The organism is Hymenobacter sp. FMD4 (assembly GCF_058932745.1).
In genome coordinates, this window is sequence record NZ_JBZYWH010000012.1 from 15,966 (window position 1) to 30,642 (window position 14,677).

At 62.0% G+C, this 14,677-nt stretch carries 9 protein-coding genes; all 9 read left to right on the plus strand.

The window, feature by feature from the left end; all coding sequences use genetic code 11:
* The first annotated feature begins 48 nt into the window (after positions 1–48).
* The 9 genes from AC5FXY_RS12550 (at position 49) to AC5FXY_RS12590 (ending at position 14,494) form a co-directional block, all read left to right on the plus strand.
* Positions 49–2,127 carry a 7TM diverse intracellular signaling domain-containing protein gene (locus tag AC5FXY_RS12550; protein ID WP_493557028.1) on the plus strand — a complete coding sequence of 693 codons (2,079 nt, stop codon included), beginning with the start codon at positions 49–51 and terminating at the stop codon, positions 2,125–2,127.
* 227 nt (positions 2,128–2,354) lie between these two features.
* Entirely contained in the window at positions 2,355–2,477 is a 123-nt protein-coding gene (locus AC5FXY_RS12555) for a hypothetical protein (RefSeq protein ID WP_493557029.1), read from the plus strand.
* Between the two features lie 142 nt (positions 2,478–2,619).
* Positions 2,620–5,727 (plus strand): SusC/RagA family TonB-linked outer membrane protein, encoded by a 3,108-nt coding sequence (locus AC5FXY_RS12560; protein ID WP_493557030.1) that lies wholly within the window; start codon positions 2,620–2,622, stop codon positions 5,725–5,727.
* A 39-nt stretch (positions 5,728–5,766) separates the two neighbouring features.
* The gene (locus AC5FXY_RS12565; protein ID WP_493557031.1) at positions 5,767–7,257 is read left to right on the plus strand and encodes a RagB/SusD family nutrient uptake outer membrane protein; all 1,491 of its coding nucleotides are present in this window, start codon (positions 5,767–5,769) and stop codon (positions 7,255–7,257) included.
* Positions 7,258–7,403: 146 nt separating this feature from the next.
* The gene (locus AC5FXY_RS12570; RefSeq protein ID WP_493557032.1) at positions 7,404–8,672 is read left to right on the plus strand and encodes a PKD domain-containing protein; all 1,269 of its coding nucleotides are present in this window, start codon (positions 7,404–7,406) and stop codon (positions 8,670–8,672) included.
* A 31-nt stretch (positions 8,673–8,703) separates the two neighbouring features.
* Positions 8,704–9,576 carry a glycoside hydrolase family 16 protein gene (locus AC5FXY_RS12575; RefSeq protein WP_493557033.1) on the plus strand — a complete coding sequence of 291 codons (873 nt, stop codon included), beginning with the start codon at positions 8,704–8,706 and terminating at the stop codon, positions 9,574–9,576.
* Between the two features lie 231 nt (positions 9,577–9,807).
* Positions 9,808–10,677, plus strand: coding sequence for a glycoside hydrolase family 16 protein (locus tag AC5FXY_RS12580; RefSeq protein WP_493557034.1), 870 nt, complete (start codon positions 9,808–9,810; stop codon positions 10,675–10,677).
* Positions 10,678–10,759: 82 nt separating this feature from the next.
* Positions 10,760–12,031, plus strand: coding sequence for a sugar MFS transporter (locus AC5FXY_RS12585; protein WP_493557035.1), 1,272 nt, complete (start codon positions 10,760–10,762; stop codon positions 12,029–12,031).
* Between the two features lie 75 nt (positions 12,032–12,106).
* Entirely contained in the window at positions 12,107–14,494 is a 2,388-nt protein-coding gene (locus AC5FXY_RS12590) for a glycoside hydrolase family 3 N-terminal domain-containing protein (protein WP_493557036.1), read from the plus strand.
* The last annotated feature ends 183 nt before the right edge of the window (positions 14,495–14,677 follow it).

The window sequence follows — 14,677 nt, forward strand, 5'->3', positions numbered from 1 at the left end:
GTCCGGTTTGGCGGCATTGTGGGCAGTTTCTCTAACTTGGTGACTACCATGCGCCCCGCCTTACCCATTCCCGCTAATACGCTTAATCACGTTGTCAGCACCCGCTTACGGATCTGGTTGACAGTGCTACTCTTTACGTTGGGGCTGTGGCTGCCGGCCACCGCCAGCCCGCTGGGACCGGAGCAGCCGTTGCGCGTCAGGTCCAGCCAGGAGGAAGTGCTTATCGAGCCACGCAACTACAGCGTGCTGGAAGACGCTAGCGGCAAGCTTACCCTGCAAGACGTACAGCGACCCGAGCACGCGGCCCGCTTCGTGCCGGGGTCCAGTATTTCTACCAACATGCAGCACCCCGGCGCGGCTTACTGGCTGCGCCTCACCGTGCGTTCCGACGGTCCGCAGCCGCAGCACTGGTACCTGGAGCTCTACGATTCGCACCTGAGCGACGTGGTGTTCTTTCCCGACGCATCCACTACTGCGGGGGCCACGCGTACCGGTGCCGATCAGGCCTTCTCCTCCCGGCCTTACAGCTACAAAAACTTTCTGCTGCGCCTCCCGCAGCGCTCCGACGAAACGCGCACGTACTACCTGCGCCTGCAGGCCAATTCCAAAACCAGCTTTCTGGCCCGCCTGCGCACCGAGCAAGGCTTGGTGGAATGCTTTCAGCAGGAGTACGGGCTGTTGGGCGCCTTTTATGGGGTGCTGCTCATCATGGTGGTGTACAACCTCTTTCTGTACTTCTTCACCCACGAGCAAACCTACCTGCGCTACGTGCTGTACGTGCTCAGTTGCAGCCTCGTGTTTTTATCGGAAGACGGGCTCGGTTTTCAGTACCTCTGGCCTTTGCATCCGTGGTTTAATCAGCTGGTTATCGTCAGCTCGGCGCCGCTGCTGCTGCTGACGTTTAGTTACTACGCCCGCCAGTTCCTGGACGCGCCGCAGCGCTTGCCCCACTACGACCCTTGGGTGCGTACCGTGGTGCTGCTAAGCGCCGGCGCGCTGCTGCTCGATGCGCTCTGGTGGCAGTCGGATCTGAGCTTCTGGCTGTATTTGCTGCCCTACGGAATGCTGTTCGTGGCCGCACTCAAAGTGTGGCAGCAAGGCTTCCGGCCGGCGCGTTTTTTCCTGCTTTCGCACACGCTGGTGGTCGTTAGTGTCGGGTTTCTGATCCTGCGCAAGCTGGGCATCGACACTTTCACCAACACCTTCACCGTGTACAGCATGAACGCGGCTTTCGTACTGGAAGTGGTGGTGCTTTCGTATGCGCTGGGGGAGAAAATAAAAGGCATTCAGGATGCTACGCTAAAGGCCCAGCAGCGCTTGGTAAAACAGCTGCGCAAAAAGCACGAGGTGCAGGAGCAGCTGGTGGAGCAGCTGCGCCAAAACGAGGAGCTGAAAGATCAGCTCAACACCGAGCTGGAAAACCTGGTGGCCCAGCGCACCGAGGAGCTGCGCCAGCAGGGCGAAACCATTGCCGCGCAGAACCGTGAGCTGCTGCAGGCCAACGGGTTGCTGGCCTTGCAGTCGGCGGCTATTGAAAAGCTCAACGGCGACCTACAGCGCGACTTACACAAAGCGCAGGCAGCCCGGGTACTGTCGCAGGAAGTTGATTTCGGCGAGTTCAGCCAGATCTACCCCGACAAGGACGCCTGCCTGCGCTACCTCGCCGACCTGAAGTGGGCCCAGGGCTACCACTGCCGTAAGTGTGGCCACGATAATTACTGCGAGGGCCGCGAGCCGCACTCCCGGCGGTGCACCCGTTGCCGCTACGTGGAATCGGCCACCGCCTACACACTGCTGCAGAAGTGCAAGTTCTCCATCGTGAAAGCTTTCTACGCGGTGTTTTTGCTGCACACCCACCGGGGGAGCTATTCAGCTCAGGAGCTTTCGCGGGTGCTTGATTTGCGCCGCGCCACCTGCTGGAGCTTTAGCCAGAAAGTGCTCGAAGCTATGCGTCGGCAGGGCACCGAGGCAGCCGAAGAGGTAGCTTGGACGCAACTGCTGCTGGATGATAGCGGGGCCGAACCAGAGGAAGTCGGCGAGGAAGAACTGAGTGGCCAGCCACCGCAAATACGAAAAGTGGAGGGCTGGGCTGGCAAAGCAAAAATTACTGAAAAAAAAGTGGGCTAAAGGCCCATTTTTTTATGTGTTTTTTACCCGTCAGCCCGTCAGTCACTGAATCCTGCAAACGATTGCAACAGCCCGCAAACCCGGCCGAAAAGTGGGTGATGTAAGCGTACAGAATAACGTGCGACCTAAGCGAAAATCTTTGTTTTTGAGCCGTATGGCCATTTTTGGTCCTTGATTTTTCGAATGCAAGGCCGATATATTTGACCATTCCCCCCGCTCAAATGACCATGCATTCTCCCAAGCACGCTGCCCAGTGCCCGGCCTCCCGGCCCACAGGCCCCGCCGCTACCCCTGCGCTATACCCGCGCCGCCGGGGTGCGCCCTTCAAGGAATGGGCCTTTAGCCGCTAGGCCGCGTAGCATCCCGCCTTGTTGCTTACGCTTCTGACTTCCGGCGCCGATTGCCGGAAGAAAGGGTGCCTCTTGCCGTTGCCCGCGGGGCCGGCTTATGCAGAAAGTTTCTCTCAACCACTCACCACACATTCCCACGTACATGAGCTACTACCTCTACCCGCATTCCGTCTTGCGGCGGGCCGTTCCGTTAGCAGCCTGCGGGTTGCTGACGCTGGCCGGGCCGGCGCTGGCGGCTCCCGCGTTACTTGGCCCCGTCGGGCGCCATTTTGTAGTCGATGTGCCCGTATCGGGGCGCGTGACCCAAAGCGACGGTACGCCGATGCCCGGCGTAACAGTAATTGTAAAAGGCACAACCCTGGGCACCAGTACCAACGCCGAGGGAGCCTTCTCGCTAAGTGTGCCCGAGGGCAGCACATTAATCATCAGTTCGGTAGGTTTTATCAAGCAGGAGGTAACCGTTTCGGGGGCTACCACCAGCCTGAATGTGCGGCTGCAGGAAGACATGCAAGCCTTAAGCGAAATAGTGGTAGTGGGCTACGGCACCCAGGAACGCGGCAGCGTTACGGGCGCGGTATCGTCGGTAGGAGCAGAGGCCGTGAAAGCCCAACCGCTGGCCGATGCAACGCAGGCCCTGCAGGGCCGCGTAGCCGGCGTGACGGTGACTTCCAACGGCGGTGACCCGGGCGGAGCGGCGGGCACTTCGGTGCGCATCCGCGGGCTTACTTCGGCCGGCAACAACGCGCCGCTGTACGTGGTGGATGGTTTCCCGCTGCCCTCGGGCGATGAAAACCAGCTGAACGCCATTAGCCCCAACGACATCGAAAGTATTGATGTGCTGAAGGATGCCTCGGCCACGGCCATCTACGGTCTGCGCGCCGCCAACGGCGTGGTTATCATTACTACCAAGCGCGGCAAAGCCGGCAAGACCAGCATCAACGTCGACGCGTACCGGGGCGTGCAGCAGGTGTGGCGCAAGCTGGACATGCTCAACGCGCAGGAATACGCCGTCATCAACAACGAAAACCGGATTGCGGCCGGGGAGCCCATCGTGGTGGACCAGCTGCGCGACCCGGCGGCGCTGGGCGAAGGCACCAACTGGCAAGACCTTATTTTCCGCCGCGCCGCCATTCAGAACTATTCCCTCTCGGCTACGGGTGGCAGCGACAAGGCTCGCTACGCACTGTCCGGTACTTATTTTCAGCAGGACGGCACCATTGTCGGTTCGCACTTCGAGCGGTTCACGCTGCGCGCCAACGGCGACCTGCAGATTGGACGCATGCTGAAAGTGGGTAATAACCTCTCGTTTACCCACCTGAACGACCGCCGCGTGGACGCCGGCGGCAGTGAGTACGGCGTCATCAGCTTTGCTTCGCAGATTCCGGCCACCATCCCGGCCTACCGTCCCGATGGCACCTGGTATGAGCCGCTGGGCAACGTGGACAACTTCGTGGAGGAAAACCCGCTGGCGGTGGCCCTGATCGATAACAAGAAGTTTACGCGCAACCGCGTCATCAGCACCTTCTTTGCCGAGTTGGAGCCGCTAAAAGGACTGCGGCTGCGCACCAACGTGGGCGCTGATCTGGCTTTCGACAACTACCGGGCCTTCCGGCCGCGGCTGGCCAACTCCCAGCGCTACACGCTGGCCGGGGCCACGTCGAACATGACTTATACCCCGAGCTACCTCATCGAAAACACGCTGACCTACGACCACCTCTTCGGCGACCGGCACCAGGTCACGTTGCTGGCAGGGCAATCGGCGCAGCAGTTTGACCGGACTTTCGTGGAAGCCATTCGTTCCGGCTACCTGCGCAACGATCTGCAAAACGTGAACAGCGGGCCGATTAATGAATTCCGCTCGGCCAACGGCTACCAGAACCCACCGGCGCGCCTGGCCAGCTACTTCGGCCGCGTCAACTACGAGTTCGGTGGCAAATACCTGTTCCAGGCCATTGCCCGCTACGACGGCACCTCGGCCTTCCAGATGGGCGAGAAGTTCGGCTTCTTCCCGGGCGTTTCGGCCGGCTGGCGCATTTCGGAGGAAGGCTTCCTGAAAGACCAGCGCCTGGTAAGCAACCTGAAGCTGCGCGCCGGCTACGGCAAAGTGGGCAACGCCCTGAACGCCGGCTTGTTCCAGTACCTGTACACCATCAACTCGGGTATTCAGTACCCCTTCGGGCCTGATGGGGCGGTGAACATCGGCGCGGCGCCCACGCGTCTGGCTAACACCGAGCTGCGCTGGGAAACCAACAACCAGCTGAACGTGGGCCTGGATATGGGGCTGCTCGATAACCGCATCGAAGCCACCATCGACGTGTACAGCCGCAAGTCGCCAAACCTGATTGCGCCGGTGCCGGTGTCGCTCGTGTCGGGCACTTACGAGCAGATCAACACCAACGCGGCCTCGGCTTCCAACAAAGGCATCGACCTGGCCCTGACCACCCACAACCTGCGCGGCGAAGGCGACGGCCTGACGTGGTCGACCACCCTGAACTTCTCGGCTTACAAGTCCAATCTGGAGTCATTAGGGGCTGGCTTGCCCTACGACGGCTACAGCTCGCGCAGCGGCGTGATAGTGCGCTACAACGTGAACCAGCCCTTCGGCGCCTTCTTTGGCCACCAGGCCGACGGCCTCTTCCAGACGCCCGAAGACGTGCGCAACCACGCCACCCAAACCGGCGCCGCGCCGGGCGACATCCGCTTCCGGGACGTAAACGGCGACGGCCTGATCAACGCCGACGACCGCACCTACATCGGCTCGCCGGTGCCCGACTTCACCTACGGCATTACCAATACGCTGAGCTGGAAGGGCTTTGACCTGAACGTGTTCATTCAAGGCTCGCAGGGCAACGACATCTACAACCTGAACCGCTTCTACACCGAAGGCGCGCTGTACGGCAACGGCAGCGGCATCTCGCGGGTGCTGAACCGCTGGACCGGCCCCGGCACCAGCAACGACGTGCCCCGCGCCATCGGTGGCGACCCGAACCAGAACCTGCGCGTGTCGAGCTACTTCGTGGAGGACGGCTCCTACGCCCGCCTGAAGCTGCTCACCTTGGGCTATACCCTGCCCAAAGCACTGATGCAGCGCGTGTCGGCCTCGCAGATCCGCGTGTACGTCTCGGCCCAAAACCTGGTGACGCTCACCAACTACTCCGGCTACGACCCGGAAGTGGGTGCCTCGGGCATAGACCGCGGCGTGTACCCGCAGCCGCGCGTGTTCCTGGCCGGCCTGAACCTGGGCTTCTAATTGGTTGCCAGTCCCCAAACACTAGACATTCCCACACTGATGATAACGGTAAAAAACACCCTTGGCACGCTGGCATTGCTGGGGCTGCTCACGGGCTGCGGCGAGAAGTTTCTCGACGTGAAGCCCAACGACTCGGTCACCGAGGAAAACTTCTACCAGACCGAAACCGACGCCATTCAGGCCACCAACGCCGCGTACAGCGAGCTGGGCAAGGGCGGGCAGTACAACTACGCCCTGTGGGGCATCGGCGACATCATGTCGGACAACTCCACCACTGGCGGCGGGGGCGGCGGCGACGGCATCGAGCATCAGCAACTCGACAACTTCAACATTCCGGTCACGAACCCGCTGACCTCCCGCCTCTGGGGCGGCTGCTACGTGGGCATCGGCCGCGCCAACATCGTGGTGCAGAAGGTGCCGGGCATTGTGAACATGGGCGAGGCCCTGCGCAAGCGCTGCGTGGCCGAGGCCAAGTTCCTGCGTGCCAAGTACTACTTTGATCTGGTGCGCGCCTACGGCGATGTGCCGCTGATAACGGTGCCGCCCACCAACCTGAGCCAGGTAAACATTCCGCGTACACCGGCCGCGCAGGTGTACGAGCAAATTGTACAGGACTTGGAGCAGGCGTTCATCGACCTGCCCGCTTCCTACAGCGGGGCCGATGTGGGCCGCGCCACCAAGTGGGCGGCGGCTGGCCTGCTGGCCAAGGTGCAAATCACCCGCGGCAACAAGCCCGAAGCTGCTCGCTGGGCCCGAGACGTGATTCAGAACAGCGGTAAAAGCCTGTGGGCCAACTACGGCGACAACTTCAAGATTGAAAACGAAAACGGCCGCGAGTCGCTGTTTGAAGTGCAGTTCGTGTCGGGCCTGAACGGCTATACTTTCGACGGGCTGGGCTTCGTGGGCAACGAGTTCTTCGGGCCGCGTGGCCAGGGCCTCACCCCGCAGGGCGGCTACGGCTTCAACATTCCGGAGGCCGAATTTGTGAATGGCTACGAGGCTGGCGACCAGCGCCGCGACGCAACCATCTGGAAGCCCGGCGACGCTTACCCGGCCGGCAGTACGTTGTCAGCGCAGCCCGCTTCGCTGCCCGGGTCGCCCAATGGCTACGGCGTGAAGAAGTGGTTTGTGGGTAAGACGAACACCAACATCTGGGACTCGGGCCTGAACATTCCGGTGCTGCGCCTAGCCGAGGTGTACCTCATTCTGGCCGAAGCCGTAGGCCCGACGCCGGAGGGGCTTCAAGCCATCAACAGAGTGCGGCGCCGCGCCTTCGGGCTCGATATCAACCAGCCCTCGGCCCGCGACCTGGGTGCCGGCACCGCCAACTTCGACGATGCCGTGTTGCGGGAGCGCCGCTACGAGCTGGCTTTCGAGAACGACCGGTGGTTTGACCTGAAGCGCACCGGCAAGCTGCTGACCCTGCCCGCCCTGCAGGCAAAAGGAGTGAAGCCCTTCAACCTCGTGCTACCCATTCCGCAGGCGGAGCGCGACGCCAATCCCAACCTGACTCAAAACCCCGGCTACTAAGCGCCGCTCGGTCCGGCGTCGCCAAGGCGTCGGGCCGCTAGCCGCTCCTTTCCACCGATTGATCTGACACTGCGCAACCCGCTTTGGGAGGCGCACCGGCTCGGTGTTGCCCGGATGTTTCCCCCCGACTTCAATCCCTTCGACTCATGACTGCCTTGTTTACAAATACATACCTGCGCACGGCGGCTTGGCTGCTACTGCTGAGCAGTGCCGCGACGCTCAGCGCCTGCGAGCAGGAAGAAGGCCAGCTGGAAGGCCCAGCCCCGACGGCCGGCTTCACAGTGCAGCTGAATACCACGCAGTTCCCGGTGGTGGCTACGTTCACCAATACCAGCCAAGATGGCTTCCTCTACCAGTGGGACTTCGGCGACGGGTCTTCACTGGCCTCGGCCTCCAGCGTCACGCATACCTATGTTCGGCCCGGCGACTACCAGGTGAAGCTGGCCGTGGCCGGCCGCGGCGGTACCGCTTTCGCGCCCCGCACGGTAACCATCCCATCGGCCTGTCCCAACGCGGCTTTTTCGGTAATAGCCGCGTGCACCGGCTCGGGCTCCACGTCCTGGACTTTCAGCAACCAGCCCGGCGCTATCAAGCGCCTGTCGGCCACCGGGGCGGTGCTTTCGTCGTCCGCGGCGCCGCTGCCCGCCTGCCAGGCCGACGACCAGTTCTCGTTTACCAACACGTTCGCCTACGTGTATGATGCGGCGGGCGGAACGTATGCCGGCAGTAACTGCGGCGCGGCCCGCAATACCAGCACCACGTTTGTGTTTCGGCCCAATGGTAACCTCGGCCAGATTGTGCTGCAGGGTCGCGGTGCCTTTATCGGTCTGCCCGATTCGGTGCGCAACAAAACCTACGACATCGTAGAGGCCTCGGCCACGCGCCTGCGCCTGCAGGGCACCCACCCCGACGGCACCATCACGGAAGTGACCTTGATGCCGCAGCTCTCGGCCATCGACCAGGCCAAGCAACTGCTCACCGGCGGCTCGTCGCGCACCTGGGTGCTTGACAATGCGCAGCAGGCCGTAATCGTGGTGGGCCCCGGCGACAGCGACCCTACCGGCTACTTCCCCGGTGGGGCGCCCAATACGCTGCCCGCCTGCCAGGCCGATGATGAATTCACGTTCACCGTGGCTAACCAGTACACTTACAACGCCGGCGCCGAAACCTTTGTGGCCGGTAGCCCAGGCGCCTGCGCGGCGCCGCGCTCCGGCAGCACAGCTTTTACCTTCGGGGCCGCCACGGGCGCGGGCATCGCGCAGTTTGAGCTGACGCAGCCGGGCTCCTTCATCGGCATCACCGATGGTGCCAACCGTACCTACCGCATCATCTCCATCGACAACCAACGCATGGTGCTGCGCGTGGGACCGCCCAGCGGCTCGGTGGTGCACACCATGAAGCTGCGCGTAAAGTAGCAGCTTGCTTTTCATCTTCTTTTATTGCCTGATGCGTCATTATTCTGATTTCCTGCGCCGCACGCTGCGGGCCAGTGCCAGCTTTGGGCTGGTGCTGAGCCTGGCGGGCTGCACGGAGGAGCCGCCCAAACCCATTCCGCAGCCTACCGCATCCGCGCCCAACGCCGCGCCGCGCGAGTTCGGCGACTACACCCAACTGGTGCCCGCCGCCAGCGACGAATTCAACGGCGGAGGCCTCGACGCGCAGAAATGGACCTACGAGGTGCAGGACGACTGGTACAACAACGAGAAGCAGGCCACCACCAACTCGCCCAACAACCTCTTCCTTGCCAATGGCGAGCTGCACATCGTGGCCCGGCGCGAGCAGCTGCGCAACAAGCAGTTTACCTCGGCCCGCATCGTCACCAAGAATAAGATGAACTACGGCTACGGCCGTCTGGATGTGCGCGCCAAGCTGCCGAAAGGGCAGGGCATCTGGCCGGCTATCTGGATGTTGGGCACCAACGACGCTCAGGTGGGTTGGCCGGCCTGCGGCGAAATTGACATTATGGAGCTGCGCGGCTCCCAGCCCGCGGTGAACGTGAGTACCGTGCACTACGGCTCCTCGCCGGCCACGCGTCAGTACAAAGGCACTACGTACCGCCTGCCCGCGGGCGACTTCTCCGACGACTTCCACACTTTTTCGCTGATCCGCAGCGAAAATCAGCTGCGCTGGTACGTGGATGGCGTGCAAACCTACACCATCACGCCGGCCGATACTTCCCCGTACCCCTTCAACAACCCGTTTTACCTGATTCTGAACGTGGCCGTGGGCGGCGACTTCGACGGTGACCCTGCGGCTTCGGAGCCCTTCCCGAAGGAAATGGTGGTGCAGTACGTGCGCTTTTACCAGTACCCGCAGTAAGAAATTAGGATGATTGGGACAGTTGCGCCAAATGCTTAAGCGCCCTGAGCACACCCCCAAACAATAACAAACCCTTTTGGGGCGGCCCGCGGCAAACGGGAGTGGAGTGACCGGTGTGGGACTGGTCACTCTGGGAACAGGGGAGTTTGCCGGGGCCGTACCCACCGGGGCATTTCGCCGCCGCTTGGCTACCATTCAAATGAAGCAGGCCAGAATTTTCTTCTGATCATTATGCAGTACCACATCTGGCACCCACGCTTTGTTGCCGCCATCGGCCTGCTACTCGTGCTTGGCAGCACCGCCGCTGCGCTCCGACCCGAGCCGGCGGCAACGCCGAAGCCCGCGCCGCGCTACAGCTTCAAGGAGCTGATCTGGCGCGACGAGTTCAACTACGCCGGCCTGCCCGATTCCACCAAATGGGGCTACGACGAGGGCGGCCACGGCTGGGGCAACAAGGAGCTGCAGTACTACACTAAGGCGCGCCGCGAAAACGCCCGGGTGGAGCAAGGGCACCTTGTTATCGAAGCGCGTAAGGAAGCCTTCAATGACAAAAATCCTTACACCTCCACGCGCCTGGTTTCCAAGGCGAAAGGAGGGGGCAGCCTGACCTACGGCCGCATAGAAGTGCGGGCGCAGCTACCGGCCGCTCGCGGCACCTGGCCGGCCATTTGGATGCTGCCCGACGACTGGAAGTACGGCGATAAAAGCTGGCCCGACAACGGCGAAATCGACATCATGGAGTACGTGGGCTACCGGCCGGGCATTGTGCAGGCCACTACGCACTGCCGCAAGTACTACTTCCGCACCAACACCCAAAAAACCGATTCCATAGCTGTACCTACCGCCACCTCGGTCTACCACGTGTACGCCGTGGAGTGGACGCCCGAAACCATCACGGCCTTCGTCGACAACAAGCCCTACTTCACCAGCCGCAACGAGCACTCCGGCTGGCAAGCCTGGCCCTGGGACCACCCGTTTCACCTGCTGCTGAACGTGGCCGTGGGCGGGGAGTGGGGCGGCCGCAAAGGCATCGACGAAGCTGCTTTTCCGCAGCGCATGCTGGTAGACTACGTGCGCTTCTACCGCCTCAAGCAAGAATAAAGTCCGGCCTTTCTTCCGACCTGATTAGCTGCGCTGCCTGGCGCAGCCTGCTTCTTCTCGCCCAATTCTTACTGTCCGTTTTATGGCTGTTCCCGCAATTTCTACCGTTCCGCCGCCCGCGGTTACGGCTCCGGCTGGCGCCCAGCCGCGCTACACCTCGGCCTTGTCGTCGCTGACGGTGCTGTTTTTCATGATGGGCTTTATCACCTGCCTGAACGACATCCTGATACCGTACCTCAAAGCCATCTTCAGCCTCAGCTATACCCAGGCTAACCTCATTAACCTCTGCTTTTTCGGGGCCTACTTCTTCATGGGCATCCCGGCCGGGCTGCTCGTGCAGCGCATCGGCTACAAGGGTGGCATGCTGCTGGGCTTCTTGGTAGCGGCGCTGGGCTGCTTTCTGTTTTATCCTGCCGCCGATAGCCGCTCATACCCGTTTTTCCTAGCGGCGTTGTTCGTGCTGGCCACGGGCGTGGTGCTACTCCAGGTAGCCGGCAACCCCTACGTGGCTGTGCTCGGACCGGCCAAATCGGCCCCGGCCCGTCTGACGCTTACGCAGGCCTTTAACTCGCTCGGTACCACCGTCGCCCCGCTGCTGGGATCAGCGCTGATCCTGTCGCACCTGCCCGACCTGGAAACTGCCCCCGCCGCGGCCATTGATGTACGAGCCGTGCAGATGCCGTACCTCGCCATCGGGGCCGTGCTCATCGTTATCAGCGTGCTGCTGGGGCTGCTGAAGCTGCCGCGCATTCAGCACGCTGCCGATCCCGCCGACCACGCCGGTCGGCAAGCCTGGCACTACCGCCACCTCGTGCTTGGGGCGGTGGGCATTTTCGCCTACGTGGGCGGGGAAGTGGCCATCGGCTCGCACATCGTCTCGTACCTGCATCTGCCCGACGTAGCGGGGCTGGCGCCGAAAGTAGCCGGCGACAAAGTCTCCTTCTACTGGGGCGGCGCAATGGTGGGCCGCTTCGTGGGTGCCTACCTGCTCAGCCGCTTTAATCCCGGCCGTTTGCTGGCTTTCAATGCCGTGGGCGCCGTCCTGCTGGTGCTCGTCTCGGCCCTGACGCGCGGCGAGGTGGCCATGTGGAGCCTGCTGGCCGTGGGGCTGATGAACTCCATCATGTTCGCCACCATTTTCACCCTGGCCGTGGCCGGGCTGGGCCGCCACACCGAACAGGCTTCGGGCCTGCTGAACGTGGCCATCGTGGGCGGGGCGGTGGTGCCCATGCTCTTCGGCCTGGTAGCCGATGCCAGCTCCCTGCGCTGGGCCTTTGTGCTGCCCGTACTCTGCTACCTCTACATCATGTGGTACGGCCTGAAGGGCCACCGCCCGGCCGCTGCTGCGGCCTAACGTGCGAGCCGCTGCGTGCCCAGTCGCGCTGGCCCCGGCTCATTTCTGACTATTCATTCTCCTGATTTTCCGGCGATGCATATCCAACGAATTGCCCTGCTCACGCTGCTCTCCGGCGCCCTCACCTTTGGCGCGCAGGCCCAGAAGCAGAAAGTAAAAGTCAAAACCAAAAGCGGCAGCGCCGCGGCCATGCCCACGGCTGCCAGCGTCGATCAGCGGGTGGAAGCCCTGCTGGCCCAGATGACGCTGGAGGAGAAAGTGGGGCAGATGGCCCAGATTACGCTGGATGTCATCGGTAAGGGCAATAACCGCTTCTCCAGCGACGAACCCTTTGCGGTGGACCCCGCCAAGCTGCGCGACGCCGTGGTGAAATACAAGGTGGGCTCCATTCTGAATGCGGCCAACAACCGCGCCCGCACCCCGCAGGTGTGGGAAAGCATCATCCAGCAGATTCAGGATATGGCCACCAAGGAAACCCGCCTGAAAATCCCGGTTATCTACGGCATCGATGCGGTGCACGGCGAGACCTATACGGCCGGCGCCACCATGTTCCCGCAGCAGATAGCCCAGGCCGCCACCCGCAACCGCCAGCTGGTGCGTCGCGCCGCCGAAATCACGGCCTACGAAACCCGGGCCTCGGCCATTCCGTGGGCTTTTTCGCCGGTGCTTGATCTGGGCTCAGACCCTCGCTCGCCGCGGCAGTGGGAAACCTACGGCGAAGACCCGTACCTCGCCACTGAACTAGGCGTGCAGGTAGTGAAAGGCTACGAAGGCGACCGAAACGACATCGGCAACCCCACGCACGTGGCCAGCAGCATCAAGCACTTCTTAGGCTACCAGGTGCCCCAAACGGGTAAAGACCGCACCAACGCCTATATCCCGCTGGAGTCGCTTTACGAGTACCACCTGCCGGCCTTCAAGGCGGCCATTGATGCCGGAGCGCACACCATCATGATCAACTCCGGCCTGATCAACGGCATTCCCATGCACGCCAACCACGAGTTGCTGACTAAGCTGCTCAAAGAACGCCTCGGCTTTCAGGGCCTGGTGGTATCGGACTGGGGCGACATCGACAACCTCTACAAGCGCGACCGGGTAGTGGCCAACGTGAAGGAGGCCATTGCACTGGCTGTGAATTCAGGCATCGACATGGGCATGCTCGCTTATCAGTACGAGGAGTTCTGCGACAACCTGGTGGCCAACGTGAAGGAAGGCAAAGTATCCCAGGCCCGCGTAGACGATGCCGTGCGCCGCATTCTGCGGGTGAAGGTAAAGCTGGGCTTGTTCGAGACGCCGGTAACGCGCTTCAAGGACTATCCTAAGTTTGGCGCACCGGAGCACGAACAGGCATCTTATCAAGCCGCCGCCGAAGCCATTACGCTGCTCAAAAACCAGGATGGGGTGCTGCCGCTGAAGAAGTCGAGTAAAGTGCTGGTGACCGGCCCCAACGCCAATTCCATGCGCACCCTCAACGGCGCCTGGACTTACTCCTGGCAGGGTGAAAAAGTGGAGGACTTCGCCGCCAAGTACAACACCATTCTGGAAGCCGTGCAGAAGGAAATTGGGGCGCCGAATGTGCGCTACGTGCCCGGCGTGAGCTACAACATGAAGCCCGACGGCAAGTATTACGACGAAGCGGCCGACCAGATGGACGCCGCCGTGGCCGCCGCCAAAGACGTGGACGCCGTCATCCTCTGCCTCGGCGAAAACTCCTACGTGGAGAAGCCCGGCGACCTGAACGACCTCACGCTTTCGCCCTTGCAGATTGAACTGGCGCAGCGCCTGGCCGCCACCGGCAAGCCCGTGGTGCTGGTGCTCAATGAAGGCCGCCCGCGCATCATCAGTGCTTTTGAGCAGCGCATCCCGGCCATCGTGCAGGCTTACCTGCCCGGCAACCACGGCGGCGACGCCCTGGCCGATATCCTCTTCGGCGACGTGAACCCCTCGGGCAAGCTGCCTTACACGTACCCGCGCTACCCCAACGCGCTGGTGAGCTACATCCACAAGTACTCCGATGAGCAGAAGCGCGGCGAAGGCGTCTACAACTACGAAGCCGACTACAACCCGCAGTGGGAGTTCGGCCACGGGCTGAGCTACACCACGTTCAAGTACGCCAATCTGGAGCTGGACAAAGCCACGCTCACCAAGGACGGACAGCTCACGGTGAAGGTGCAGGTAACCAACACCGGCGCCCGCGAAGGGCAGGAGGCCGTGCACCTCTACACCGGCGACCTGGTTGCCAGCAGCATCGCGCCCGACGTACGCCGCCTGCGCCGTTTCGACAAAATCAGCCTCAAGCCCGGCGAAACCAAAACCGTGACCTTCACTCTACCAGCCCAGGATCTAGCCTATACCGGCCGCGACGGCGAAAAAGTGCTGGAAGCCGGCGAGTTCGAAGTACGCATCGGTGACCAGGTTAAGAAGTTTGCAGTGGTCGAATCGGGCTCGGCCGCTGCTAACTGAGCACTCAGCTAGAAATAATTGATAAAAAAAGGCCGTCATGCTGAGCTTGTCGAAGCATCTCTACCGCTTCGTTGAGGTTAGTATCAGGCGAAGCAGTAGAGATGCTTCGACAGGCTCAGCATGACGGCCTTTATGGGATGCTCGAAGAAGGCACTATAGGAAGCCGAATAGCTGGCTTACCTA

Bases quoted from the DNA above. Each gene is read 5' to 3' on its own strand.
- AC5FXY_RS12590 (WP_493557036.1), top strand. From the start codon at position 12,107: ATGCATATCCAACGAATTGCCCTGCTCACGCTGCTCTCCGGCGCCCTC.
- AC5FXY_RS12560 (WP_493557030.1), top strand. From the start codon at position 2,620: ATGAGCTACTACCTCTACCCGCATTCCGTCTTGCGGCGGGCCGTTCCG.
- AC5FXY_RS12555 (WP_493557029.1), top strand. From the start codon at position 2,355: ATGCATTCTCCCAAGCACGCTGCCCAGTGCCCGGCCTCCCGGCCCACA.
- AC5FXY_RS12550 (WP_493557028.1), top strand. From the start codon at position 49: ATGCGCCCCGCCTTACCCATTCCCGCTAATACGCTTAATCACGTTGTC.
- AC5FXY_RS12580 (WP_493557034.1), top strand. From the start codon at position 9,808: ATGCAGTACCACATCTGGCACCCACGCTTTGTTGCCGCCATCGGCCTG.
- AC5FXY_RS12565 (WP_493557031.1), top strand. From the start codon at position 5,767: ATGATAACGGTAAAAAACACCCTTGGCACGCTGGCATTGCTGGGGCTG.
- AC5FXY_RS12575 (WP_493557033.1), top strand. From the start codon at position 8,704: ATGCGTCATTATTCTGATTTCCTGCGCCGCACGCTGCGGGCCAGTGCC.
- AC5FXY_RS12585 (WP_493557035.1), top strand. From the start codon at position 10,760: ATGGCTGTTCCCGCAATTTCTACCGTTCCGCCGCCCGCGGTTACGGCT.
- AC5FXY_RS12570 (WP_493557032.1), top strand. From the start codon at position 7,404: ATGACTGCCTTGTTTACAAATACATACCTGCGCACGGCGGCTTGGCTG.